Genomic DNA, 25,965 nt, shown 5'->3' on the forward strand with positions numbered 1-25,965 from the left:
GCCCCACACGGAGAGGAGGCCGGCCACGGGTTCTCTCCGAAGCTAGGCTCCGGCCGTCGCGCGCAGCGCGTCGGTCGCGGCGACGTCCACCGCCCCGTCCGCTCCGACCACGACGCGGTATACCTCACGCGCCCGCGCGGCCGTCACCCACCGCTCGGCGAGGTCCGCGGCGACCGCGGCGACGGCGCGTTCGGAAGGCTCGCCATACCCCCCGCCGCCGCAGCAGTGGGAGACGATGCGCTCCCCCTCCCGAAGGGTGACCACCGTGCACAGATCGATCTCTTGCAGCGCACCGTCGCCACGCTTGACGGCCTGGCGCGCAGCGCCGCCGGTGGACCCGCCGCGTACGCCCTTGGCGGCGTTGATGGTCCCGTCGGACACGAACGCGACCTGCATCTCGCCGCGCGCGGGCCCGAACTCGACGCGCATCGAAGGGGCGCCCTTGTGGCGCCCGGCGCCCTCGGTGTCGGCCAGGAAACGGCGCTCCTCGACGAAGAGCGGGTGACGCAGTTCGTCCAGTTCGACACTGTCCTGATAGCACAGACCCGAATTGCCGACGTGGCCGAGCGTCACCCAGGCGTCGGCGTTCGGGCTTCCGGCGCCACCGGTCATGGCGAGGAAGATCTGGTTGACGTACCGCTCGCCACTCGCCGGGTCGATGCCGGAGACGACCCCGACGGAGGCCGGCAGGATCGGCCCGCATTCGGCAAGGCCGATGCCGTCGTGCAGCTCGGCCATCGTCGCCTGCACCGCATTGGCGACACGGTCGGCAAGGTTCGTGGTGGCGACGGAGCAGCTCGTCGGATGTCGCGGGATGCCGCAGACCGCGCCCTCGCGCAGGTGGATGTCGAGCCGGCGGAACGCGCCGGCGTTCTTCGGCACGGTGGAATCGATCGCGTTGAACACCCCCACCATCGCCGAGGTGCGCGCGCACGCCTCCGAGAGGTTCAATCCGCAGGGGAGCGCGTCGATGTTGTCGGTCAGGTCGACGGCGATGCGGGCGTTCTCGTTGTCCACCGTGACGGCGACGTGGATCGGGATGCCGTCCGCCGGCGCCCCCGGCACCGGATCGTGGGTCGACGTCCAGCTCCCCGCGCCGGACGGAATCTTGCGGATGGCGTTGACCATGCGGCTCTCGGAATAGTCGAACCACTGGGCCGTGAAGTCGTGGAGGCTCTCCCAGCCGACCTCCTCGCCCAGCGCCAGGAGTTCGCGCTCGCCGATGCGCGCCGCGCCGATCATGGCGAGATAGTCGCCCCACCACTGCTCGGGCACACGGATGCGCATCCGGCACATGCGCACGATGTCCTCGATGTTGGCGTGGTTCTCCTGCACCTTCACGCAAGGGAAGATGAGCGCCCCCTCTTCGTACACGTCGCGCGCGGAGCCCATGTAAGTGGTGGGCTGGGAGTTGCCGCAATCGGCCTGGTGCGCCTTGGCGATCAGGGTGAAGTGATGCACCCCCGCATCGTCGATCACCGGCAGGACGATGGTGTGGTCGGCCGGGTGCGAGCAGCCGTGATAGGGCGAATTGTGCAGGAAGGCGTCGCCCCGTTGGAAGCCGGGGTGAAACTCCTTCATCGACTTCGCCATCAGGTCCGGACCCGACAGCACGTGGATCGGCAGGCTCTCGGCGGTCGCCAGAAGCTGATCGTCGCGCGTGACGATACAGCACGAGAAGTCGCGCGCGATGTTGAGGACGCCGGAGCGCCCCGTGCGCAGGAGGGTGTTGGCCATCTTGCGGGCGATCCCCTCGAAGCGGTTGTTGAACACCGCGAGGCGGACGCCGTCGATGGGCGCCTTGGTGGGCTTGTCCATGCTCTCTCCTTCCGTGGGTCCGCCCGTCACCAGGCCCGCCACCCGCTGTCGACCGGCAGGACCACGCCGTGGACGGCCCGCGAGGCGTCCGAGGCGAGGAAGACCGCGGTGCCGGCCATGTCCGCGGCGGGAATGAAACTCTCGCCGGTGGGCGTACGGCGGGCCATGTCGGCGGCCCAGGTGGGGTCGGCCTGCAGGTGGGCGTTGAGGGGCGTGGCGGTGTTGCCCGGCGCGAGGGCGTTCACGTTGATGCCGAACGGCGCCAGCTCCAGGCACAGCGCCTTGGTGAGGGTGTTGAGGCCGCCTTTGGAGGCACAATAGGCCGCCGAGGACGGAAACCCGCCGATGCCGGCGATCGAGGTGACGTTGATGATCTTGCCGGCGCGCCTCGCCTTCATCGCCGGCACCACGGCCCTGGCGAGGAAGAAGCAGCCCTTCAGATTGAGGTCGAGCTGATCGTCCCAGTTCGCCTCGTCGGTCTCCTCGATCGGCCGGGGCGCGAAGAGGCCGGCGTTGTTGACGAGGATGTCCACCGCCCCCAGCGTCGCGGCCACGTCGGCGACCACCCGGTCGATCTCGGCGACGACGGAGCAGTCCGCGGCGAAGGCCCGCGCCGTGGCGCCGCCCGCGCTCAGCTCGGCGGCGAGCGCGGCGCCGCGGGCCGAGCGGTTGACGATCGCCACCTTGGCCCCCTCCGCGGCGTAGGCGCGGGCGATCACCTCGCCGATCCCCTGCGAGCCGCCGGTCACCAACGCCACCCTTCCCTCGAGTATCACCGCCGTCCTCCGCGCGCCGCCGGTCCCGCCCGGCCCGGGTCGGCTTGCGAACCGCGGGCCAGTACCGCGCCGCCGGGCGCCGGATTCGCCGTGCCGCGGGTGAATGTCGCCTGCTGGCCAAAAGTTGTGCGCCGACGCCATAGTGCGTGACGCCCCGCGCGCGGCATGTGTGCGGGGTCTCCCCTCCAGACCCGAGTTGCACGATGCCTCATTGGCCCGACCCGTCCAGCCGCTCCGCCGCCCTCTACCAGCGCGGGCTGGACGTTCTGCCCGGCGGGATCACCCGCCTCCAGCCGTGGCAGGAGCCGTTCCCCGTCTACGCCGCGCGCGGCGAAGGCGCCTACGTGGTCGACGTCGACGGGACACGCCGGCTCGACTTCCTGAACAACTTCGCCTCCCTGCTGCACGGCCACGCCTATGCCCCCATCGTCGAGGCGGTGTGCCGGCAGGTGGCGCTCGGCACCGCGTTCACCAACCCGACCGAATCGGAGGTGCAGCTGGCCGAGCTGCTCTGCCGGCGCGTCGCCGGGTTCGAGAACGTGCGTTTCTGCGTCTCGGGGACGGAGGCGGTGATGAACGCCATCAAGGCCTCGCGGGCGCTGACCGGCAAGCCGATGATCGTCAAGGTGGAGGGCTGCTATCACGGCACCTACGACTACGCCGAGGTGAGCCTCGACCCGGCGCCGGACGCCTGGGGCAACGAACCGCGCTCGGTCGGCCACGCGGCGGGCACCCCGCAGGGCGTGCTGGCGGACGTCGCGGTGATCCCGTTCGACGACCCGGAGGCGGCCGAGCGGATCATCGCGCAGCACGCCGACCGGCTGGCGGCCGTGCTGGTGGACGTCGCCCCGTCCTACCTCGGCATGCAGTTGATGAGCCGCGAGTTCGCCGCCGCGATCAACCGGGCCGCACGCGCGGCCGGGGCGATGATCATCTCCGACGAGGTCATTTCGTTCCGTTTCGCCGCCGGCGGCGCGGCGGCGCTGGTCGGCCTCGAGGCGGACTTCACCACCTTGGCGAAGATCGTCGGCGGCGGCTTTCCGGTCGGCGCCGTGGCCGGCCCGCGCGACACGATGCGCGTGTTCGACCACCGCGCCGGCAAGCCGCTCCTGCCGGCGAGCGGCACCTTCACCGCCAACCCGGTGTCGATGGTGGCCGGACGGCTGACGCTGGAGCATATGCCGCCCGAACGGTTCGATGCGCTCAACGCGATGGGCGCGGCCCTGCGCGCCAGGATCACCGAGCGGCTCACCAGCCACCGCCTCCCGGCGCAGATTACCGGCACCGGCTCGACCTTCATGCTGCACCTCAACCAGCGCGCGCTGTCCGACTATCGCTCGATGTATCCCGGAACGGCGGAGCGGGCGGCGATGGTCGAGTTGCAGCGCCTGTTGACGCTGGCCGGCTACCAGCTCTCCCCCAGGGGCATGGGCTTCCTCTCCACGGCGATGATCGAGGCCGACCTCGACGGTTTCGTCGACGCCCTGATGCAGGCCCTCGGCGCCCTCGACCTCCCCACCGCGACCTGACCGGCCTCGGGCCTAGGTCGTGCGGAAGTCGCGCGGGCTGACGCCGACCGCCTCGCGGAAGAGGCGGGAGAAATGGGACGGGTCGGTGAAGCCGACGCGGTAGCCGATGCTGGCGATCGTCTGGGCGCGGCAGGCACGGTCCTTCAGCAGCCGCTTGGCCTCCTGCACGCGGCGGCTGCGCACGAACCCGGTGACGGTGTCGCCGCGTTCGGCGAAGAGCCGTTGCAGGTATCGCTCCGACACGTTCACCGCCTGGGCGATCTGGCTCACGCCGAGGTCCGGGTCGTCGAGATGCGCCTCGATATAATGGACGGCGCGGCGCATGTGGGCGATCTTGACCGAGGTGTCACGGACCGCATCCGGCCCCGCGCCGGAGGTGAGCGCGAAGGCGAAGAGCTCGACGAGGAAGTTGGCGGCGATCGCCGCGTCCGGACCCTCCAGGCCACTGGCGTTGGAGCAGAAGCCGCTCGCATAGTCGAGGAACAGCGCCACCGGCGCCTGCCGGCGCGACATGGTGCGCGCGCTGAGATCCTCGACGCCGGGAAAGCGCTCGCGCACGACCGAGGTCGGGATCCGCAGGGTGTTCTGGTCGAGTTGCATGGGCTGGTGGTAGCGATAGCGGTCCGCGGTGACGACGAACGCCATCTCTCCGGGGCGCACCACCGTCTCGCGCCCGCGCTGCTCCAGGGTGACGGGCGTGTTCAACGGCATGGAAATGTAGATGAAGTCACCGCCGCGCTGGCTCATGTGACCGCGCCCGCGCTCGACCGTGATGGGGTCGGACTTGATCATCCCGGCGCGAACATCGCCGACATCCTTGATGACGAGGCGCCCGATACCGAAGTCGGTCGGGCCGGTCATGTCGAAGGGGTAGAAGGTCTCGCACAGCGAATCGTGCCAGGTGCCGAAGCGTTTGGCGGCGGGCAGTTCGTCCACCTCGATATGGTAGTCGGACTTCAGCCCGGTCGCCCGGTTCAGCGCGCTGTCGAAGTCGGATGCCCGGTCCAGCCCCAACACGGCGCTCAACCCCGCCGCGAGGCGTGGATGTGGACGCCGCCTGGGGACCGCCCCACCGAAATCGCGCGATATTCGCCGGCATTCGCCAAATATTGAACCGGCGCGCCGGGGTGCTTGCGGCAACAGCCGAACTGTTTACTCGCCATGACAACAACCCATCGTCGTGGTTTCTGGATAATAAAGTGAAACAACGATTGACGCCTCGCGCAAGCCAAAGATGAGAGCAGCGCGAGGCCATGTTTTCATCGAACTGACTGCTTGTCGGTCAGATGGCATGCCGTCGCAGCGGTCAGGCGGCGAGACTCCGGCGGCGCGCTTCGGTGGCCGGGGCATCGATCGTCAACGTGTCGTCGTTCAGTGAGCCGGCGAAGACGACGCCGTAGACCGCGGTGGCCCGCTCCATCGTCTCGAACGATTCCAGCACGTCTTTGAGCACCTTGCGCGGGTCGCGCTCCAGGGGGCTGCCGTAGCCGCCGCCGCCCGACTGGTTGCCCTTCACCTGCTCGCCCTTCTTGAGCTGGATGACGGCGACGTTGGGCAGCTCCTCTTCCAGGCCGTTGGCGCTGACCTTGAAGTGCCGGCAGGCCATGCCCTCTTGCCCGCCGCGCACGCCCTTGGGCGGATAATATGTGCCGTCGCAGGGGAAGATCACGTCCATCGGCTCCCCGCGCGGGCCGTAGCTGACCTCCAGGGTGGGCGCGCCGCGGTACTTGCCCGCCCCGCCGCTGCCGGGCTTCACCTTCAGGTACTTGAACTCGACCGGGTGCTTCAGCTCGTCGATCTCCACCGAGTCGCGGTACATCAGCCCGCCGACCACCGGGATGCCGTAGGTCAGCCACCCGTCCGATACCGGCGTCCCCGGCCCGCCAGACGAGGTGATGATGAGCTGGTTCACGTAGGCCTCGTTGTCGTGCCGGTGGTCCTTGCCGGAGACCACCGCGAAGCCCGCGCCCATGCCGACGCCGCCTTCCGCGAGGCCCCACCCGTCGCCGATCTGCGCGAACGAGGACTGGGTGATGTTGATCAGCCGATCGGCGACGTTGGTGGTCGCCAGCGAGCAGGAGTGCGGGAAGGCCGGCCGCCCCGCCACCGAGCCGTCGCGCAGCAGCAGGCGGATGCGGCGGAACGAGCCGGAGTTGCGCGGCACCGTCGGATCGATCCCGTTGAAGACACCGGAGAAGGTCGACGCGGTGACGCACGCCTCGCTCTCGTTGAAACCGCAGTCGACGTTGTCGACGTTGTCGCGCAGGTCCAGCTCGATGGTGGCGTCGTCGGGGTCGATGCGGACGGTGACGTTGAGGGGAATGCCCTCCGGCAGGAGATCGCCGAACGGGTCGTGCGCCCCCTTGTTGACGAGGGTCGTCTTGGGCAGCTTCTTGATCGCCTGGATCATGCGCTGCTCGGAATAGTCGAACCAGTTCTTCAGGTGCGCCTTGATGGCCGCCTTGCCGTACTTCTCGCACAGTTCCTTGAGGCGCCGCTCGGCGACCCGGGCCGAGCCGATGCCGGCGAGGAAGTCGCCGTACCACTGCCCCGGCACGCGGATGCGCGAGCGGCACATGCGCACGATGTCGTCTTCCATCGTGTAGTCGCGCTGGATGCGCACGGCCGGGAAGATCAGCGCGCCCTCTTCGTACTGGTCCTTGGCGCCGGCCATGTAGGTGGTCGGCAGCGAGTTGCCGATGTCGGCCTGATGGGCCTTGGCGACGGCGGTGAATAGGTGCTCCCCCTCGAAGAAGACCGGGACGAGGAAGGTGTGGTCGGCGGCGTGAGTGCAGCCGGTATAGGGGTCGTTGTGGAGGTAGCAGTCGCCCTCCGCGATGTCGTCGCCGTGCGCGTCGCACATCGCTTTTGCCTGCATATGGCTACCGAAGATGTGGATCGGCAGGCCTTCGGCGGAGGCGAGGAGCTGGTTGTCGGCGGTGCAGATGCCGCACGAAAAGTCCCGCGCGGAGTTGATCACCGCCGAGCGGCCGGCCTTCAGCAGCGTGTTCGTCATCTCGCGCACGATGCCGTCGATGCGGTTGGCGATGATCGCCGTCATGTAGGGGTCGAAGTCTTGCGGCATGTCGGTCATGGCGGAGCCCCTTAGGCGATGTCGAGAAGGTAGTTGCCGGCGCCGGACACGGTCACGCTCATCGCGGGGTAGACGACGAGGGTGGTCGTCGGTTCCTCGATGATAGCGGGTCCGGCGATCCTCGCGCCCGGCTTCAGGTCGGCGGCCTTGTAGATCGGCGTCGTCAGCGGCGTGGCGTCGCCGAAGTAGCAGTCGCGCGTCGGCGTCGCCGCGCCGTTCAGCTTGAAGACCTCGACCTTGGGGGACGAGACCGGGGGCGAGGCCTGGTGGCAGGTGAGGCGTGCCTTCCAGCTCACCACCTCCACCGGGCTCCCCTCGTCGCGCACCGCGAAGACGCGTTCGTGCGCCTGGTGGAAGGCCTCGACGAGCGCCGCGACGTCCGCCGGCCCCTCGAAACGGGACTTGGCGAGCGGGGTGTCCAGCTCCCAGATCTGCGACTGGTAGCGCGCCTCGGCGACGTACTCGACCGTGTAGGCGGCGGTGTCGCCGCCGGCGAGCGTGCGGCGGAAGGCGGCGAGGCGGGCCTCCAGCTCGGCCAAGGTCTCATTGACGATCTCGGTGTCGAACCGGTTCGACTGGGTGACGTGGCTGGCGGCCTCCTCGGCGACGATGTCGGCGTACTGCATGCCGGCGGCGGAGAGCGCCGAGGCGATCTTCGGAAGGATGACGTTGCGGCAGCCCAGCTCCTTGGCGATCGTCATGATGTTGATGCCGGCCGCACCGCCGCCGGCGACGATGGTCGATTCGCGCGGGTTGAAGCCCTCGTTGATGGTGATGTCACCGATGGCGCGCACCATCAGGTCGCCGGCGAGCGACAGGATGCGGAACGCGGTCTCCTCCACCGTCATGCCGATCCGCTCGGCGACGGTGGTGATGGCAGTCCGCGCCGCCGCGACGTCGAGCGTCATGCGGCCGCCGAGGAAGTAGTCCGGGTCGAAGTAGCCGAGGACGGCCGCGGCGTCGGACACGGTGGGGAGCGTGCCGCCCTTGCCGTAGCAGGCCGGGCCCGGCTCGGCGCCGGCCGACTGCGGGCCGACGCGCATCAGGCCGCCTTCGTCGATCCAGGCGATGGAGCCGCCGCCGGCGCCGATGGAGCGCATGTCCACCGCCGAGATCCCCAGGAGGTCGCCGGTGTACATGCCGCCGAGCCAGGTGTCGCGCGTGAAGGTCAGCCGCCCGTCGCGCACCAGGCCGACGTCGAAGGTGGTGCCCCCGGTGTCGGCGACGATGACGTTCTCGCCGAGCGCCTCGAGCTGCGACAGCGAGAGCGCCGCGATGGGCGCCATCGCCGGGCCGGAGCCGACCGAGTAGATCGGCTTCTCGACCATGTTGGCGATCTGGTTGCAGCCGCCGGCGGTGGTGGAGATCAGGATCTCGCCGTCGTAGCCGGAGGCGCGCAGGTCCGCCTCGAGGCCCTTCAGGTGCTCCTGCATCAGCGGCTTCAGCGAGGCGTCGATGGCGGTGGCCGAGGCGCGGCGGTACTCGCGCACCACCGGGATCAGCCGGTGCGACAGCGTGTAAGGAACGCCCGGCAGCACCTCCTCGATGAGGTCGGCGAAGGCGATCTCGTGCGCCGGATTGGCGATCGACCACAGGAAGCACACCGCGATCGCCTCGAACCCGCGCACCTTCAGCGTCTCCAACACCTCGCGCGCCTGGCGGGCGTTGAACGGCACCGAGACGTCGCCCTCGGAGGTGATGCGCTCCTCCACCTCGAAGGTGTAGCGACGGGGGATGTAGGGCTCGGGGTATTCGTCGCGGAAGTCGTGCGGGTTGAACTTGCCGCCCTCCTTCAGCACCAGGATGTCGGGGAAACCCAGCGTGGTGACGAAGGCGGTCTTGGCGCAGGTCTTGGTGACGATGGCGTTGGTGGCGCGGGTCGTACCGTAGATGAGGCGCGTCGTGTTGCCGACCAGCTCGGCGAAGGGCAGGCCCAGCTCGTCGGCCGCCGCCTCGATCGCGCCGCGCATTCCGTTGAAGATGCGGTCGCGGGTGGTGAGCGCCTTGCCGATGGTGAGGGCGCCGGTCTCGTCGCTGACGACGACGTCGGTGAACGTGCCCCCGGTATCGACGGAGATGTTGAATGGCATGGGTGCGTCTTTCGATCAGCCGGGCGTCCGTGTCGGTGGCGGCCAGTCGGGATGCGTTCGGGCGCACGATCCCCGTCGCCGGGCGAGCCGGCCGCAGAACGCCGCGGCGGACGAGGCCCACGGCGCCGGATTGTCGATGGTGGCAAAAAGAGCCGGCCGGTTCGGGAGACCGGCCGGCGAAGCGAGCCGCTGCTATTTGAGGCGGAAGAGGACCTCGTAGGGGACCGGCTCGGAGACACGGTACTCGTCGACGACCTTGTGCTCGTTGTCCTTGACCTCGACGATCATGTACGGCGCGTCGTTCTGGATGTGCAGCTTGTCGGAGAAGGTGCGCGGGCCGAGGATCGTCTCGGCGTCGGTATAGGTCTCCATGATCGGGACGACCTTGTCGGCGTCGGTGCTGCCGGCTTCCTCGACCGCCTTGGCCCACAGCTCCAGCCACGCGTAGGCGGGGTAGGTGTACTGCGTCACCGGCAGGCGCCCGAACTTCTCCTCGAAGTCGGCATTGAAGGCCTGAACCGCCTCGCGCGGGTCGTCACCGTAGATCGACGCCTGGACGGGGATGTAGAAGTCGGTCAGGTCCGGCACCGCGTCGGTCCAATAGGTGCCGTCCATCGACGAACCGTTGAGGATCGGCATGTCGAGACCCGAGGCGCGGAGCTGACGCACGGCCGAGGCGCCTCCCGGCACATAGGTGCACAGCATGATCGCGTCCGGCGCCTCCGGCAGGCTCTTGATCCGCGTGATCTGCGACTGGATCGACGGGTCGTCGTTCTTGAAGGTGTCGGACCCCAGGATCTCCAAGCCGTCCATTTTGCCGGCCGCCCAGTCGAACCCGGCGCAGACCGACTTATCGTACTCGATCGTGGTGTCGAGGAGGACGTAGGCGGTCTTCATGTCGAGGTTGGCGGCGGCCCACTCGGCCATCGTCGCGCCCTGCACCTGGGCGGCGATGGATGAGGTGAAGGCGTATTTGCCCGCGCCTTCGATGCCCGCCTTCGGGTCCTCGGCGCACAGGAACATGGAGACGATGTCGGCCTGCTGCGCGGCGATCGCGGCCGGCGCGCCGAAGTCGTAGTCGCAGGAGACGACGACGAGGTCGGCCCCCTCGCGCACCACGTCCTGGCCGGCCTTGGCGCCCTGCACGCGGTCGGACTTGGTGTCGGAGGTGACGAAGCTCACCTCCCGCCCCAGAAGGCCGCCTTTTTCGTTCTGGTTGTCGATCCACAGCTTCACGGCGTTGCTCGAGTCGCCGTCGTAGGCGACCATGAAGCCGCTCTCGGCGATGGCGAGGCCGACGACGATCGGATCGTCGGCCCTGGCGGGGGCGGCCGCCATCCAGATCGTCGCCGCCAGCGCCGCGAGCGCGACACCCGTGTTCCTAGTCCGCGTCATCCCCTGCTCCTGGGTTCGAGGGTTCAATCGGCATGCGGGCCGGCGGGACGGACGGGCGCGGTTCCCCCGGCGCGAACCGGACGGCGCGCGTCGCGCATGGCCGACCGAGCCGCGGAGGTGGACCGAGCCGATCCACGGGCACCCGCCCACCTTGCGCGCCAGCTTGCGCACGCACTGCGGCAAGGGCCCGCGACACCGGGAGGGAGACCGCATTCCGGCGGCTGTCGGCGCGAGTATTACGCAAAGCGGATCGGCCGGTTATCACGGGACTGAACATTTCTTTGACACTGAGCGCCCTTGCCTCATTCCTGGGCGTTCGGCCCTTCCGCTGCTGCGTGCGCCTTGCAACAAATCAGGCGGGGCGACGCCATGGCATGCCGCCGCCAGCCCACCGGAGCGGCCGGCCGGGCGTGGCCCCGCCCTTGCAGAATGCCATTTCGCACCGCGCCGGCCGACGCCGTGCGCCGAGCGGGCAGGACGAAAGCAGGAGTCTATGACGGTTCAGATCAGCGATCCGCCGCCCTCGTCCGCCGCGGTGGACGCCGCCGTGTTCCGCGCCGAGAACATCTCCGTCCAGTTCGGCGGGCTCAAGGCGATCTCCGAAGTCAGCCTCGAAGTCGAGCGGCACCAGGTGTTCGGCCTCATCGGCCCCAACGGTGCCGGCAAGACGACCCTCGTCAATTGCCTGACCGGTTTCCAGCGCCCGACCGCCGGCAAGGTCACGCTGGCCGGAGCCGACACCACCGGCTGGTCGCCGACGCGCTTCCGCAAGGCCGGCATCGGCCGCACCTTCCAGGCCGGACGGCTGTTCCGTGACATGACGGTCTTGGAAAACGTCGAGGTCACCGCCGCGGCGCTGGGGCTGTCGCGCCGCCAGGCCCGCCTCTATGCGATGGAGATGCTGGGCTGGCTCGGCATCGCCCACGACGCCGAACGCCTCTGCGGGGGCCTGCCCTACACCGACGAGCGCCGCGTCGGCATCGCCCGCGCGCTGCTCCTCAAACCCGCATTCGTCCTGCTCGACGAGCCCGCCGCCGGCATGTCCGACCACGAGTGCGACACGCTCATGCACCTCGTGCGCGAGATCCCCAAGGTCCACGGCTGCGGCGTGCTGCTGATCGAGCACAACATGCGCGTCATCATGGGCCTGTGCGACCGCATTCACGTGCTGGACGGGGGGCGCACCATCGCCGACGGCCCGGCCCGCGAGGTGCAGAAGGACCCCACGGTCATCGCCGCCTACCTCGGAGCCGCCGCATGACCGACACGCCGATGCTGAGCGTCGCCGAACTGGAGGTGCGCTACGGCCGCCTGATCGCCGTGCGCGACGTCTCGCTTACCGTCGCGACGGGCGAGATCGTGTGCATCGTCGGCCCCAACGGCGCCGGCAAGTCGACCACGCTGGCCGCCGTCGCCGGCGGTGTCCCCAAGGTGCGCGGGACCGTGACCCTCGCGGGCCAGGACATCAGCGCCATGAAACCGGAGAACATCGCCAAGCTGGGCGTGTCGCTGGTGCCGGAGGGGCGGCACGTGTTCGCCTCCCTCACCGTCGAGGACAACTTGCGCGTCGGCACCTTCATGCGCGGCAAGGTGGACGTCGCGGCCGAGATGGACCGCGTCTTCACCCACTTCCCCCGCCTCGCCGAGCGGCGCAAGCAGGCGGCCGGCAAGCTCTCGGGCGGGGAGCAGCAGATGCTCGTCATCGGCCGTGCGTTGATGACCGCACCCAAGATCATCCTGGTCGACGAGCCGTCGCTGGGCCTCGCGCCGATGATCATCGACCAAGTCTACGCCATCCTCGTCGAGCTGCGCGAGCGCGAGGGGCTGACCCTCCTCATCAACGAGCAGTCGTCCGAGCGGATGCTGAAGTTCGCCGACCGCATCTACGTCATGCGCGAAGGGCTGATGCAGCTCGAGGGCACCCGCCGCGAGCTGGAGGACGGCAAGGCGATCCAGAGCGCCTACTTCGGCTTCGACGCGCACACCGCCACGATGGAGGTCGCCGAGTGATCCCGTTCCTCCAGAACCTCATCGACGCCGTCAGCCTGGGGAGCCTCTATGCGCTGGCGGCGCTGGGCATCGGGCTCCTCTTCGGCATCCTGCGCCTCATCAACTTCGCGCATGGCGACTTCATCACCATAGGCGCCTACGCGCTGATCGTGCCCTCGACCGACGCGGTGGCGCGCATGTTCATCGGCGGCTGGAACTTCATTCCGCTGACGCTCGCCGTCATCCTGGTATGCGTCGCCGCGGCGCTGCTGTCCGACCGGCTCCTCTTCCGCCACCTGCGCACCGCCAACCCGGCGACGCTGATGGTCGCGTCCTTCGCGCTCGGCTACGTGATCCAGAACCTGCTGCTGATGATCTATGGCGCGCGGCCCAAGGCGGTCGGCCTGTGGTCCTCGCTGACCCAGATCGTCGAGATCGGGGCGCTGCGCGTGCCGCTGCTGCAACTCATCATCATCTGCGTGACGCTCGCCCTCCTCCTCGGCCTCACCCTCTTCATGACGTACACGCGCTACGGCGTGCAGATGCGGGCGGCCTCCGAGGACTTCGTCATGGCCCGCTATCTCGGCATTCGCGCCGACTTCGTCATCGCCCTCGCCTTCGCGATCTCCGGCATGCTCGCCGCCCTCGTCTCGCTGCTGTTCATCACGCAGACCGGGGTGCTCTCGCCTCGCATCGGCGTCAGCCTGATGATCTTCGCCTTCGTCGCGACCGTCATCGGCGGCATGGGATCGCTCGCGGGCGCCGTCATCGGCGGGTTCGTCGTCGGCATCACCAGCGCGATGTTGCAGGCCTACCTCCCGCCCGACATCCGCCCCTTCCGCGACGCCTTCGTGTTCGCGATCGTCATCCTCATCCTGCTCGTGCGGCCGTCCGGCATCGTGCGTGTCAAAGCGCTGACCGAACGGGTCTGAAGGAGCCACCGATGTCTTCTGCCAACATGACCCCCGCGAAGCCGGGCGCCGGCGAGATAGTGCGCTGGGCCTGGCCGGCCGCGCTCCTCAGCCTGCTCATCCTCGCCATCGCCGTCCTCACCTTCGCCGCCGACTCCGGCGGCCTGGAACAGACCATCACCGAGATGCTGATCCGCGTCGTCGTGGTGGTCGGCATGTACGTCTTCATCGGCAACTCGGGCATCCTGTCGTTCGGGCACATCGGCTTCATGGCGATCGGGGCCTACGCCTCCGCCTGGCTCACCTGCTGCACGCTGCCGATGGTCAAGCCGCTCTACCTGCCGGGCCTGCCGGAATATCTGAAGACGACCAGTCAGCCCTTCCTCGTCGGCATCGTGGGAGGGGCGGCGCTGGCGGGCGCGGTGGCCCTCGTCGTCGGCGCGCCGCTGATGCGCCTGCGCGGCATCGGCGCCTCCATCGCGACGTTCGCGCTGCTGGCCATCATCAACACCGTCTACGGCAACTGGGATTCGGTGACGGCGGGCGCCAGCTCGATCGCCAACATCCCCGTCGTGGTGAGCTACTGGGTGGCGGCGATCTTCGCCATCGCGGCGATCTGGATCGCCTATGCCTACCAGCAGTCCAAGTACGGGCTGATGCTGCGCGCCGTGCGCGACGACGAGGTCGCCGCCAACGCCTCGGGCGCGGAGGCGGTGGGACTGCGGCTCGGCGCGTTCGTCCTGTCGGGCGCGCTGGTGGGCGTCGGCGGTGTGCTCCACGCCAACTTCCTCGGCATCCTGACGATCGACGCCTTCTACCTCGGCATCACCTTTCTCACGCTGGCGATGCTCATCATCGGCGGCATCGGCAGCCTCACCGGCGCGGTGATCGGCGTCGTGTTCGTGACCTTCGTCGTGGAGGTCTTGCGCGCGCTGGAGAACGGCGTGACCATCGCCGAAACGGTGATCGAACTGCCCAAGGGGCTCCAGGAAGTCGGGCTCGGTCTCATCATGATCGTCATCCTGCTGACGCGCCCGGCCGGCCTCACCAAGAGCCGCGAGATCCCCTTCCCCTTCGGTCGCCGCCGCGGCAAGGACGCGACGCCGGAGCACCCCGTCGCCGCCCAGCCGGCCGAGTAGCGCGATGCATGGAAAGGAGGCGACGATGGCGATGACGTCGGTCGACATCAACTGCGACATGGGCGAGGGCTTCGGCCACTGGCAGTATGGCGACGCGCCCGACGCGGCGTTGATGGCGGTCATCAGCTCCGCCAACGTCGCCGCCGGCTACCACGCGGGCGACCCCAACATCATGGACGAGGTGGCCCGCCTGTGCGCCGAGCACGGCGTCGGCCTCGGCGCGCACCCCGGCTACGGCGACCGGCAGGGCTTCGGCCGGCGGGTGATCGACGCCGCCCCCGCCGAGCTGGTGAACGACATCCTCTACCAGACCGGCGCGATCCGCGAGTTCGGCCGCCGCTACGGCATCCCGCTCCGGCATGTGAAGCCGCACGGCGCGCTCTACATGACCGCCGCCAACGACGCGGAGCTGTCGCGCCTCCTGGTGAAGGCGCTGCGCAAGACCGACCCGGACGCCGCCCTCTACTGCATGGGTCCGTCCGAGACCTTCCGCATCGCGCAGGTGGCCGGCCAGCCCACCGTGCGCGAGCTCTTCGCCGACCGCGACTACGACGCGTCCGGCCAGATCGTGTTCGCCCGCAAGATGCGCCGGCTCGACCCGCAGGCGGTCGCCGAGAAGTGCCTGCGCGCCTGCACCGAGGGCACTGTCGTGACCGTCGACGGCGAGACGATCGCGCTACCGTTCGAGTCCATCTGCTTCCACTCCGACACGCCCGGCGCGCTCGAGATCGGCACCGCCATCCACGAGACGCTGACCGGTGCGGGCATCACCATCGCCCCGCCGCCCCGCGTCGCCGCCGCCGCCTGATCCCCGCTCGCCCGTCTCACCCGAGGACACACATGGCCAAAGAGATCCGCTCGCCGCTGCCCGGCACCTTCTACCGCAAGCCCTCGCCGGACGATCCGCCGTTCGTCGAGGACGGCGGGTCGGTCGAGGTCGGCACCACCATCGGCCTCGTCGAGGTGATGAAAAGCTTTCACGAGGTGAAGGCCGAGGAGGCGGGCACCAACGTCGTCTTCAAGGTCGAGAACGAGGACCCGGTGATGGCCGGCCACATCCTCGCCGAGATGGACTGACCCGCCGGCATGTCCGCGCCCGGCGACCTTTCCGGCAAGACCCTCTTCGTCGCCAATCGCGGCGAGATCGCGGTGCGCATCGTCCGTGCCGCCAAGGCGCTGGGCCTTCGCACGGTGCAGGCGCACTCGGACGCGGATGCCGACATGCTGGCCGTCCGCCTCGCCGACGCGGCCGTCTCGGTCGGCCCACCCCAGGCGGCGAAATCGTACCTGAACATCGAGCGCGTCGTCGCCGCCGCCCAGGAGGCCGGCGCCGACGCGGTCCACCCCGGCTACGGCTTCCTCGCCGAGAACGCGACGTTCGCCGCGGCGGTGGAAGCGGCGGGGATGATCTTCGTCGGCCCCTCCGCGGAGACGATTGCGAAGATGGGCGACAAGGTCGCCGCCAGGAACGCTGCGCGCGCGGCGAACGTCCCCATCACCCCCGGCTCCGAAGGCCGGCTCGACGGGCTCGACGCCGCCCGCGCCGTCGCGGGCGAGATCGGCTTCCCGCTGATGATCAAGGCGGCGGCGGGCGGGGGCGGGCGCGGCATCCGCGTCGCGCACGACCGGGACGAACTCGCCCGGCTGGTCCCCCAGGCCGAGGCCGAGGCGCGGGCAGCGTTCGGCGACGGCGGCCTCTACATCGAGCGGTTCGTCCCCCGCGCCCGCCACATCGAGGTGCAGGTGCTGGGCGACGGGACGCGCGCCGTCCACCTCTTCGAGCGCGAATGCTCGCTCCAGCGCCGCCGGCAGAAGGTGTGGGAGGAGGCCCCGTCCGCCTCGCTCTCACCGCAGGAGCGCGAGGAGATCTGCGCCGCCTCCGTGCGCCTCGCCGAGGCGGCCGCTTACAAGGGCGCCGGCACGCTGGAGTACCTGTTCGACGACGAGGAACGGCGCTTCTCGTTCCTCGAAATGAACACCCGCATCCAGGTCGAGCACCCCGTCACCGAGGCGATCACCGGCATCGACCTCGTGGCCGAGATGATCCGCATCGCCTTCGGCGCGCCCCTGCGCCTCGCACAGGAGGACATCGCGATCACCGGCCACGCCATCGAGGTGCGCATCAACGCCGAGGACCCGGCCAAGGACTTCATGCCCTTCCCCGGCGTGTGCGGCGCGATCCACGTGCCGGCGGACGTGCGCTTCGACACGCTCCTCTACGAGGGCTACCAGATCCCTCCCTTCTACGATTCGCTGCTCGGCAAGCTCGTCGTCCACGGCGCGTCCCGCATGGAGGCGATCACCCTCCTGCGCGAGGCGCTCGCCCGCACCGGCTTCGAGGGCCTCGTCACCACGCTGGCCCTGCACGAGGCGCTCGCCGCCGAGGGCGACGTCATCGGCAACCGCATCCACACCAACTGGCTCGAGGAATGGCTCGCCACGAAGCCCTTCGAGGCGACATCATGACGGGAGGCGCCGCCACATGAAGACCCGCTACTCCTACGGAGGCGACGAGCACATCTTCGTCGAGGTGGACGACGAGATGAGCCTCGACGCCTTCTTCAAGGCGCTCTCCATCACCGGCGCGGTCGCCGAGAAGAAGATCCCCGGCGTCACCGAGATCTGCCCCGCCAACGCCTCCTTCCAGGTGAAGTTCGACCCCGACGTCATCGCCCCCGAGACGATGATGGAGACGCTGAAGTCGCTTGAGGCGGAAGCCGCCGAGACCCCCAACCGGATGACGACGCGCATCATCGAGGTGCCGGTCTACTACCAGGACCCTTGGACGCACGAGACCCTGATGCGCTTCCGGGAGCGCCACCAGGACCCGGCGGGCAGCGATCTCGACTACGCCGCCCGCGTCAACGGGTTCGCCAGCGTGGCGGCGTTCATCGAGGCGCACCACGCCAACCCGTGGTTCGTCTCCATGGTGGGGTTCGTGTCGGGGCTGCCGTTCCTCTACCAGCTCGTCGAGCGCGAGCGGCAGCTCCAGGTGCCCAAATATCTGCGCCCGCGGACCGACACGCCCAAGCTCACCGTCGGCTACGGCGGGTGCTTCGCCTGCATCTACTCGGTGCGCGGGGCAGGCGGATATCAGATGTTCGGCATCACCCCGATGCCGATCTACGACCCGACGCAGACCGTCTCCTACATGAAGGACTTCATGGTCTTCTTCCGGCCGGGCGACATCGTGAAGTGGGACCCGATCGACCGGGCCGAGCACGACCGCATCGAGGCGGCGGTGCGGGACGGGACGTGGACGCCGAAGATCGCCGAGGTGGAGTTCGACCTCGCCGCCTTCAACGCCGACGTCGACGGCACCAACAAGCGACTGATGGAGGCGCTCCATGCCGGCTGAGATCGAGGTCATCAAGCCCGGCATCCTGACGACGATCCAGGACCTCGGGCGCCCCGGCTACTTCCACCTCGGCATCCCGATGGGCGGGGCGATGGACCGCCTCGCCTTCGAGGCCGCCAACCGCCTCGTCGGCAACCCGGAGGACGCGGCGGGCCTCGAGGCGGTCTTCATCGGCCCCGAGATCGCCTTCCGCTCGGACGCCACCGTGGCCGTGACCGGCGCGACGATGCCGATCAGGATCGACGGCGAGGAGAAACCCGGCTGGACGGCGCTCGCGGTGAAGGCGGGGCAGACCCTCTCGTTCGGCTACCTCCAGGACGGCGCGCGCATCTACATCGCGATCTCCGGCGGCATCGCCACCGAGCCGATGCTGGGCTCGCGCTCGACCTACGCGATCGGCGCCCTGGGCGGGGTCGGCGGGCGCGCGGTGGCGGCGGGCGACGTGATCCCGCTCGGCGAGGCGGCGGGCGCCGCGGAGGGTCGGTCCGTGCCCGAGGCGCTCAGGCGCAAGCCGGGCAGCCCGGCGGAGATCCGCGTGCTCCCCGGCCTCTACTGGCACCGCATCACGCCGGCCTCGCAGGCGAACTTCTTCGCCGACACCTGGATGGTCGCGGCCGAGGCCGACCGCATGGGCTACCGCTTCAAGGGCGGCCGGCCGCTGGAGTTCGTGCCGCGCGAGCCGCCGTTCGGCGCCGGCTCGGACCCGTCCAACATCGTCGACGGGTGCTATCCCTACGGCTCGATCCAGGTGCCGGGCGGGACCGAGCCGATCTGCCTCCACCGCGACGCGGTCTCGGGCGGCGGCTACTTCATGATCGGCACGGTGATCTCGGCCGACATGGACCTCATCGGCCAGCTCCAGCCCAACGTGAAGGTGACGTTCATCGAGGTGGACATGCCGGCCGCGCTCGCCGCCCGCAAGGCCCGCGCGGCGCTGGTGGAGGAGATGCGCGCCGCGCTCGCCTGACGCTCCGGCGGGCGCCCCGGCGCCCTCCCCCCGCGGTCGTCAGCGCGATAAACGGGTTTACCTCGTGCCGTTGCCGGGCCAACGTCCGGCGACGCCGGAGCCGACCGGCCCGCACGAGGGAGGACCGATGATGACCCGCCGCCGCACCGCCCGTGGGGCGTTCCATTGATGCGCTCGTTCCTGTTCGTGCCGGGCGATTCGGAGAAGAAGCTCGCCAAGGCCTACGATTCGGGCGCCGACGTCGTCATCCTCGACCTCGAGGACTCGGTCTCGGCCGACCGCAAGGCCGCCGCGCGGGGTCTCGTCGCGGAGGCGGCGACGGACGCGCCCGGCTACGTCGCCGTTCGCGTCAACGCGCTGGACACCGGCCTCGTCGACGACGACCTCGCCGCGGTGATGGGCGCGCGCCCGGCGATGATCGTGCTGCCGAAGAGCGAGACGGGGGCGGACGTGGCGCACCTGGGGGCCAAGCTCTCGGTGGCGGAGGCCGAGGAGGGGATCGCCGAGGGGGCGACGAAGGTGCTCGCGATCGCGACGGAGACGGCGCGGGCGATGTTCGGTCTCGGCACCTACGATGCGGCCGGCCCACGGCTCGCGGCGATGACGTGGGGGCTGGAGGACCTGTCGGCGGCGCTCGGCGTGTCGCGCACGCGCGACGAGGCGGGCCGCATCACCGCGGCGTTCGCGCATGCGCGCACGCTGTGCCTCGCCGGCGCCAAGGCGGCCGGCGTGTTGCCGATCGATTCCGTCTATACCGACTTCCGCGACCTGGACGGCCTCGCCGCAGAGGCGCGCGAGGCGGCGGCGGACGGCTTCCTGGGCAAGCTGGCGATCCACCCTGCGCAGGTGGCGGTCATCAACGAGGCGTTCACCCCGTCGCCCGAGGCGGTCGCGGCGGCCAAGCGCATCGTCGCCGCGTTCGACGCCGCGCCCGGAGCCGGCGTCGTCTCGCTGGACGGCAAGATGGTGGACCGCCCGCACCTCGTGAACGCGCAGCAGCTGCTGGCCCGCGCCGGCGAGGGCTGACCCTTCCCGCCGCTTCCTCCGCCGCCTCCTCCGTCTCCGCCTACCGCTCCCCCCTCGAAGGCCGACCCGAGACGCCGACCCCCGACGCCGACCTCTGACGCTGGGCCTCCCGCGCACGGCATCTCCCCATCGTCGCGCCACGGCAGGGCGGTCGCTGTCGCCTGTTCCTCGGAGCCGTCCGTCGCTGAAGCCCGATCAGCGCCGGGGCGGTGCGGGGTGCAAGGCCGAAGAGCGAAGCGTGCCTTGCGGCCTGCGCCGCCCCGGTGCCGGGCGTCTTCAGCGATGGGCGGCTCCGAGGGACAGGCGACCTCCCCTGTTCCTTGGTGAGTTCCCGAGCCCCTGCGGCGCGTGCGTCAGTGCCGCCCCCATCGCCCCTGCGGCGGCGCGCCTCCGCCGCAGGGTGTCGACGTCACCCCGGGTAGGTCTCGGCGAATGCCGGGATTTGCATCGCGCGTTCGGCGTGCGCCGTCAGCTTCGGGTATCGGCCTTCGACGAGGAAGGGGTTCGTCGCCTTGGCCTGATGGAAGGTGCAGACGAAGGCGATGTCCGACCCGTCGGGTGTCTCGCCGCCGAAAAACCCGGCCTCCGGGGCGAGCGCTTCCATGGCGGTGAAGCCGCCCTCGATCTGGGTGAGGACCCGCTCCTGCCAGTCCTTCCAGTGGAACGCCTCGGGCCGGCGGTTCTTCTCGTAGACCAGCGAGATGACCTTCTCGACCGACGAGTGGGCGAGGCCGATCCGCTGCATGCAGTCGCGCCGGGGAATGCCGGTCGCGGGGACGAGGCGCTCGTCGGGGAGCGAATCGTCCAGCCAGTCGCAGATCGGGATCGTTTCCAGAAGCTTGGTGCCGTCGTCCAGGACGAGGACGGGCACGCGCATTCCGGGGTGGAAGCTCTTGATCGTGTCGGCCTGGGCGGGGTCGGTCGCGGCGACGGGCAGCACCTCGATCTCGCGTCCCTGCAATGCGCACCAGATCGCGACGCGCCGCACGTAGGGCGAGAGCATGCGCCCCACCAGTTTCATCGAAGCCTCGGCCATCAACGTCCTCCCGTTTCTCTTTCGCCGCGCGCCGACGCGCCCGGTCGAGGATCGATCCGGGTCAGCCGTTCGGCGCGCTCTGCAGCGTGGCGATGTCTAGTTTAACCATTTGCAACATCGCCGCTACCACGCGCGCGGCTCTGGCCGGGTCGGGGTCGTTCAGCAAGTCGCGCAGGATGGTGGGGACGATCTGCCAGGAGAGGCCGTAGCGGTCGGTCAGCCAGCCGCATCGGGCGGGGGCGCCGCCACCGGCGAGGAGGGTGTCCCAGTAGCGGTCGATCTCGTCCTGGGTGTCGCACAGGACGGTCATCGAGAGGGCTTCGGTGAATGGCTTGTCGACCCCGCCGTTCATGGCGGTGACCGACTGTCCGAAGAGTTCGAACTCGACGGTCAGGACGGCGCCTTGCGGGCCGGGCCCGCCCGGCGGCCAGCGCGTGGTGCGCACCAGCGCCGAGTCGGGAAAGGTGGCCACGTAGAACTCTGCCGCCTTGAGCGCCTCGGAGGCGAACCACAGGGCGGGGACGAGTTGCTGCGTGGCCATCGCAGCCTCAGCCGACGATCTCGTTGCCGCCGAACCAGAAGGCGATCTCTTCGGCGGCGGTCTCCGGGGCGTCCGAGCCGTGGACGGAGTTCTCGCCGATGGAGGTGGCGAACTCCTTGCGGATGGTGCCCGGCGCGGCCTCGGCCGGGTTCGTGGCGCCCATCACTTCGCGGTTCTTGGCGATGGCGTTCTCGCCTTCCAGCACCTGCACGACCGTCGGGCCGGAGGACATGAACTCGGTCAGCTCGCCGTAGAACGGGCGCGCCTTGTGGACCTCGTAGAACTTCTCGGCCTGCTGCAGGGACATCCACACGCGCTTGGAGGCGACGACGCGCAGGCCCGCCTCCTCGAGCTTGGCGGTGATCGCGCCGGTCAGGTTGCGCTTGGTGGCGTCCGGCTTGATCATGGAAAAGGTGCGTTCGATGGCCATGGTATCCTCGAGTTGCCGCGGGCGGCGTGTGTCGGGTGGTGTCGCCGGCGACTGTCGCGCCGGGGTGTTGCGCTCGCTATAGGATGGCCCAGCCCACAACCGCAACAGGAGGCACCCCGCGTGAACGCATTCCCGATGCTGGCCCGCTACAACCGGTGGGCCAACGAGCGCGTCTACGACGCCGCCGCCGCCCTCCCCGATGCGGACTACCATGCCGATCTCGGCGCCGCGTTCGGCTCCATCGCGGCGACACTCAATCACCTCGTCGTCGGCGATCTGATCTGGCTGTCGCGCTTCGCCGGGACGCCGGCGCCGCAGCTGTCGCTGGATTCCACGGTGGCCGAGGACCTCCCCACGCTGCGGCAGATGCGCCAGACGCTCGACACCGAGATCGTCACATTCGCCGATCAGCTCACCGATGCGGCGATCGGCGCCACCTTCAGCTACACGCGCGCCACCTCGCCCGAGACGCTGACCGAGCCGATCGCCCCGGCGCTGGTGCATTTCTTCAACCACCAGACGCACCATCGCGGCCAGGTCCACGCGATGCTCACGCGCCTCACCGGCGAGGCCCCGGCGCTCGACCTCATCTACTTCTCGCGTCTGCACGGCGCGGCGGCTTGATCCGGCGGCGCACCTTTGCCCTCCCGCCACCCATCTGCCAATACTGACCCGGATCGGTCGAGGCCGGCGGAGGGCGTCATGAGGTGGATCGCAGAGGCGGCGGCCGGCTCGCGCGCGCTTGTCGCCACGCTGGCCGTGGCGCTGGCCGTGGCCGGTGCGGGCGCAGCGCAGGCGCAGCTCTACCAAGGCCCCATGGCCAGCGAGCTGAGCCCGCAATTCTACGCCTGGCTGCGCCAGCATTCCGACGCTTTCTTCGCTGCCTACATGACACCGGACGGCCGCGTCTTCGATCCCGAGAATGGCGGCATCACCCACTCCGAGAGCCAGGCCTACGGGATGGCCATCGCCTACGATGCCAACGACGCCGAGACCTTCGACCGGATCTGGACGTGGACGCGCGATACCCTTCGCAACGCCGACGGGCTGCACGCCTGGCGCTACGAGCCCGGCCGCGGCGTGGTCGACCGCAACAACGCCACCGACGCGGACCTGATCATCGCGGCGATGCTCAGCCTCGCCGCCAAGCGCTGGAACCGGGGCGACTACCTCCGCGCCGCGGTGCAGACCGCGAGCACACTCGGCGATGCGGTGCTGCTGCGCCACGAGGGGGTCGTCGTCATGCTGCCGGGCCGCAGCGGCTTCACCCGGCCCTCGCAGCCGGACGGACCGGTGGTGAACCTCTCCTACTACCACTTCGACGTGATGCGCATCGTCGCCGACCTCGACCCGTCGCACCCCTGGGACGAAGCGATTTCGGCCGGGCTGGACTTCTATGAACGGGTGGTCGACGCGTGGATCCCCAGCGACTGGACCTCCGTGGCCGATCCGCAGAGCCCGGTTCCGGCCGAGCGCTTCCCGCGGCGCGCGTCCTACGATGCGGTGCGCGGCCCCATCAACCTCCTGGCGATCCCGTGGGACAGGCAGGGCGAGCTCCTGCGGATCGTCGACCGCCGCTTCGCCAGCCATGGCGCGGTCCCCGGCATCTACGATCCGCACCGCGGCGTGCGCACGGCGGACCTCGCGGGCACCGGCTACGAGCTGATCGCCGCTGCCGTCCACTGCGCGGCGACCGGGACGCAGGTGCCGATGCGGTTCTTCGCGTTCCGCCCCGAAACCTACTTCAGCTCCGCGCTCCAGCTCCTGGTGATCCACCAGCTCTACACCAAGTATCCCCGCTGCATCCCGATCTGACCGGGCTGCCACACGAGGGTCGCGGGAGGGTCGGGGGGCCGCATGTCGCGCTTGCCTTCGGCGCGGCGGTGACGATAGTTCCGGCCATGCTGACGATCCGCAACCTCACCTACCGTATCGACGGGCGCACCCTCCTCGAGGGCGCCGACGCGACCGTGCCCGCGGGGGCCAAGGTCGGCCTCGTGGGCCGCAACGGCTGCGGAAAGACCACCCTCTTCAACCTCATCTGCGGCGAGCTGTCCCCCGAATCGGGCGATATCTCCCTCGCCGAGGGCCAGCGCATCGGCCGCGTCGAGCAGGAGGCGCCCGGCAACGACGCGACCTTGATCGAGACCGTGCTCGCCGCCGACACCGAGCGCGCCGCGCTGCTGGTCGAGGCCGAGACCGCGACCGACCCCCACCGCATCGGCGAGATCCACAACCGCCTCGCCGACATCGACGCCTACTCCGCCGAATCGCGCGCCGCCTCGATCCTCGCCGGCCTCGGGTTCGACGACGCGGCGCAGAAGCGGCCGTGCTCGGCGTTCTCCGGCGGGTGGCGGATGCGGGTCGCGCTGGCGGCGATCCTCTTCCTGCAACCGGACCTGTTGCTGCTCGACGAGCCGACCAACTACCTCGACCTCGAAGGGACGGTCTGGCTGGAGACCTACCTGCAACGCTACCCGCACACCGTCATCGTCATCAGCCATGACCGCGACATGCTGGATTCGGTCGCCCGGCAGATCATCCACGTCGACAACGGCAAGCTCGTCCCCTACCGCGGCAACTACTCCGAGTTCGAGCGCCAGCGGCGCGAGCGGGCCGAGGCGAAGGCGCGGCAGATCGAGCGGCAGGCGGCCGAGCGGGAACACCTGCAGGCCTTCGTCGACCGTTTCCGCGCCAAGGCCTCGAAGGCCAAGCAGGCGCAGAGCCGCGTCAAGAGGCTCGAAAAGATGAAGTCGCTGGAGCCGATCCTCGACGAGACGATGCCGCCGATCCGCATCCCCTCGCCCAAGCGCCAGCTCTCGCCGCCGATCATCGCCGCCGACCGCGTCGTCCTCGGCTACGACGGCAAGTCGGTGCTGCGGCGGGTCAACATCCGCGTCGACGACGACGACCGGATCGCGCTTCTGGGCGCCAACGGCAACGGCAAGTCGACGCTCGCCAAGATGCTGGCCGGGCGGCTCGATCCGATGGACGGCTCCGTCACGCGGGCCGATCGGATGAAGATCGCCTACTTCGCCCAGCACCAGCTCGACGAGCTGCGGCCGAAGGAGACGCCGGTCGAGCACGTCCAGGCGCGGCTGAAGTTCGAGGAAGACGAGAAGGACGTACGCGCCCGCATCGCCCAGATGGGCCTCGCCGGCGAGAAGATGGACACGCCCGCCAGGGACCTCTCCGGCGGCGAGCGGGCCAAGCTGCTCCTCGGCCTGGCGACCATGGGCGGCGCCAACCTCCTCATCCTCGACGAGCCGACCAACCACCTCGACATCGACTCGCGCGCCGCCCTGGTGGACGCCATCAACGGCTACGAGGGCGCGGTGATCCTCATCAGCCACGACCGCTACCTGGTCGAATCGTGCGTCGACCGGCTGTGGCTCGTGGCCGACGGCACCGTCGACGCGTTCGACGACGACATGGAGGCCTATCGCGCGCTCATCCTCGGCAACGCGCGCAAGGGCAAGGGGGACGACAAGCCCGGCGACAAGCCGAGCGCCGCCGACCGCCGCCGCGAGGCCGCCGAGGCGCGCGCCCAGCTCGCCCCCTTGCGCAAGAAGGTGCAGGCGGCCGAGAAGGACATCGCCCGGGCCGAAGGCGAAATCGCCAAACTCGACGCCAAGCTGGAAGACCCGGACCTCTACACCAGGGACCCGGCCAAGGCGACGCAGCTCTCCAAGGCACGGGCCGACTGGGTGCGCGCGCGCGAATCCGCCGAGGAGGCATGGCTGGAAGCGTCCGAGGCCTACGAGGCGGCCGAGGCCGGTACCGCACTCGCCGGCTGAGCGCCACGCCTTCACGTGCGGACAACCTGTGTGGCCCTATTGATGGCGGGCAGCATTTCCTCGCTTTAT

The 25,965-nt window shown here is 69.7% G+C and carries 23 protein-coding genes; 14 read left to right on the top strand and 9 right to left on the bottom strand.

The genetic code is table 11. The features are described from left to right. Positions 1-42: 42 nt before the first annotated feature. Both MRB58_RS04490 and MRB58_RS04495 read right to left on the bottom strand, forming a co-directional pair. Complete coding sequence (locus tag MRB58_RS04490) at positions 43-1,818, bottom strand: hydantoinase B/oxoprolinase family protein (RefSeq protein ID WP_244780527.1); 1,776 nt, start codon at positions 1,816-1,818, stop codon at positions 43-45. 26 nt (positions 1,819-1,844) lie between these two features. Beyond that, positions 1,845-2,576, bottom strand: a complete 732-nt coding sequence (locus MRB58_RS04495; RefSeq protein WP_244780529.1) for an SDR family NAD(P)-dependent oxidoreductase — start codon at positions 2,574-2,576, stop codon at positions 1,845-1,847. 221 nt (positions 2,577-2,797) lie between these two features. On the opposite strand from MRB58_RS04495, the gene MRB58_RS04500 reads away from it, so the two are divergent. Beyond that, complete coding sequence (locus tag MRB58_RS04500) at positions 2,798-4,123, top strand: aspartate aminotransferase family protein (RefSeq protein WP_244780531.1); 1,326 nt, start codon at positions 2,798-2,800, stop codon at positions 4,121-4,123. 12 nt (positions 4,124-4,135) lie between these two features. Here the strand turns inward: MRB58_RS04500 and MRB58_RS04505 are convergent, their stop codons facing one another. From MRB58_RS04505 to MRB58_RS04520, 4 genes are all read right to left on the bottom strand, one after another. Next, entirely contained in the window at positions 4,136-5,140 is a 1,005-nt protein-coding gene (locus tag MRB58_RS04505) for a helix-turn-helix domain-containing protein (RefSeq protein ID WP_244781892.1), read from the bottom strand. Positions 5,141-5,429: 289 nt separating this feature from the next. Then, positions 5,430-7,217: a hydantoinase B/oxoprolinase family protein gene (locus MRB58_RS04510; RefSeq protein ID WP_244780533.1), complete on the bottom strand. Its 1,788-nt coding sequence runs from the start codon at positions 7,215-7,217 to the stop codon at positions 5,430-5,432. An 11-nt stretch (positions 7,218-7,228) separates the two neighbouring features. After that, positions 7,229-9,307 (bottom strand): hydantoinase/oxoprolinase family protein, encoded by a 2,079-nt coding sequence (locus MRB58_RS04515; protein WP_244780535.1) that lies wholly within the window; start codon positions 9,305-9,307, stop codon positions 7,229-7,231. Positions 9,308-9,499: 192 nt separating this feature from the next. Beyond that, a complete protein-coding gene (locus MRB58_RS04520; RefSeq protein ID WP_244780536.1) occupies positions 9,500-10,702 on the bottom strand; it encodes an ABC transporter substrate-binding protein in 1,203 nt (400 codons plus the stop codon). A gap of 493 nt (positions 10,703-11,195) precedes the next feature. On the opposite strand from MRB58_RS04520, the gene MRB58_RS04525 reads away from it, so the two are divergent. The 10 genes from MRB58_RS04525 to MRB58_RS04570 all read left to right on the top strand — a co-directional run bounded on the left by MRB58_RS04525 (position 11,196) and on the right by MRB58_RS04570 (position 20,092). Beyond that, positions 11,196-11,963, top strand: a complete 768-nt coding sequence (locus MRB58_RS04525) for an ABC transporter ATP-binding protein (protein ID WP_244780538.1) — start codon at positions 11,196-11,198, stop codon at positions 11,961-11,963. Next, entirely contained in the window at positions 11,960-12,712 is a 753-nt protein-coding gene (locus MRB58_RS04530) for an ABC transporter ATP-binding protein (protein ID WP_244780540.1), read from the top strand. Before MRB58_RS04525 ends, MRB58_RS04530 begins: the two co-directional genes overlap by 4 nt. After that, a complete protein-coding gene (locus MRB58_RS04535; RefSeq protein ID WP_244780542.1) occupies positions 12,709-13,623 on the top strand; it encodes a branched-chain amino acid ABC transporter permease in 915 nt (304 codons plus the stop codon). The genes MRB58_RS04530 and MRB58_RS04535 overlap by 4 nt, the downstream gene beginning before the upstream one ends. Before the next feature lie 11 nt (positions 13,624-13,634). Continuing rightward, complete coding sequence (locus MRB58_RS04540) at positions 13,635-14,741, top strand: branched-chain amino acid ABC transporter permease (protein ID WP_244780544.1); 1,107 nt, start codon at positions 13,635-13,637, stop codon at positions 14,739-14,741. Positions 14,742-14,766: 25 nt separating this feature from the next. Next, a complete protein-coding gene (locus MRB58_RS04545) occupies positions 14,767-15,549 on the top strand; it encodes a 5-oxoprolinase subunit PxpA (RefSeq protein WP_244780546.1) in 783 nt (260 codons plus the stop codon). Between the two features lie 32 nt (positions 15,550-15,581). After that, positions 15,582-15,818, top strand: coding sequence for an acetyl-CoA carboxylase (locus MRB58_RS04550; RefSeq protein WP_244780550.1), 237 nt, complete (start codon positions 15,582-15,584; stop codon positions 15,816-15,818). Positions 15,819-15,827: 9 nt separating this feature from the next. Further along, positions 15,828-17,207, top strand: a complete 1,380-nt coding sequence (locus tag MRB58_RS04555; protein ID WP_244780551.1) for an acetyl-CoA carboxylase biotin carboxylase subunit — start codon at positions 15,828-15,830, stop codon at positions 17,205-17,207. Positions 17,208-17,223: 16 nt separating this feature from the next. Continuing rightward, positions 17,224-18,099, top strand: a complete 876-nt coding sequence (locus MRB58_RS04560; RefSeq protein ID WP_244780552.1) for a carboxyltransferase domain-containing protein — start codon at positions 17,224-17,226, stop codon at positions 18,097-18,099. Then, a complete protein-coding gene (locus tag MRB58_RS04565; protein WP_244780553.1) occupies positions 18,089-19,066 on the top strand; it encodes a biotin-dependent carboxyltransferase family protein in 978 nt (325 codons plus the stop codon). The genes MRB58_RS04560 and MRB58_RS04565 overlap by 11 nt, the downstream gene beginning before the upstream one ends. A gap of 168 nt (positions 19,067-19,234) precedes the next feature. After that, positions 19,235-20,092 (top strand): CoA ester lyase, encoded by an 858-nt coding sequence (locus tag MRB58_RS04570; RefSeq protein WP_244780554.1) that lies wholly within the window; start codon positions 19,235-19,237, stop codon positions 20,090-20,092. A gap of 409 nt (positions 20,093-20,501) precedes the next feature. On the opposite strand, the gene MRB58_RS04575 is transcribed toward MRB58_RS04570, so the two are convergent. The 3 genes from MRB58_RS04575 to ndk form a co-directional block, all read right to left on the bottom strand. Next, positions 20,502-21,128: a glutathione S-transferase family protein gene (locus MRB58_RS04575; RefSeq protein ID WP_244780555.1), complete on the bottom strand. Its 627-nt coding sequence runs from the start codon at positions 21,126-21,128 to the stop codon at positions 20,502-20,504. A gap of 61 nt (positions 21,129-21,189) precedes the next feature. Beyond that, the gene (locus tag MRB58_RS04580) at positions 21,190-21,669 is read right to left on the bottom strand and encodes a VOC family protein (protein WP_244780556.1); all 480 of its coding nucleotides are present in this window, start codon (positions 21,667-21,669) and stop codon (positions 21,190-21,192) included. Between the two features lie 7 nt (positions 21,670-21,676). Beyond that, on the bottom strand, positions 21,677-22,099 hold the full coding sequence (ndk, locus tag MRB58_RS04585) for a nucleoside-diphosphate kinase (protein WP_244780557.1): 423 nt from the start codon (positions 22,097-22,099) through the stop codon (positions 21,677-21,679). Between the two features lie 120 nt (positions 22,100-22,219). Between ndk and MRB58_RS04590 the strand changes: the two genes are divergently transcribed. The 3 genes from MRB58_RS04590 to MRB58_RS04600 all read left to right on the top strand — a co-directional run bounded on the left by MRB58_RS04590 (position 22,220) and on the right by MRB58_RS04600 (position 25,896). Next, positions 22,220-22,723 (top strand): DinB family protein, encoded by a 504-nt coding sequence (locus tag MRB58_RS04590; protein WP_244780558.1) that lies wholly within the window; start codon positions 22,220-22,222, stop codon positions 22,721-22,723. A gap of 78 nt (positions 22,724-22,801) precedes the next feature. Continuing rightward, the gene (locus MRB58_RS04595; RefSeq protein WP_244780559.1) at positions 22,802-23,914 is read left to right on the top strand and encodes a glycosyl hydrolase family 8; all 1,113 of its coding nucleotides are present in this window, start codon (positions 22,802-22,804) and stop codon (positions 23,912-23,914) included. Positions 23,915-24,000: 86 nt separating this feature from the next. After that, a complete protein-coding gene (locus MRB58_RS04600; RefSeq protein WP_244780560.1) occupies positions 24,001-25,896 on the top strand; it encodes an ABC-F family ATP-binding cassette domain-containing protein in 1,896 nt (631 codons plus the stop codon). The last annotated feature ends 69 nt before the right edge of the window (positions 25,897-25,965 follow it).

The organism is Acuticoccus sp. I52.16.1 (assembly GCF_022865125.1).
In the GTDB taxonomy this organism is placed as follows: Bacteria; Pseudomonadota; Alphaproteobacteria; order Rhizobiales; family Amorphaceae; genus Acuticoccus.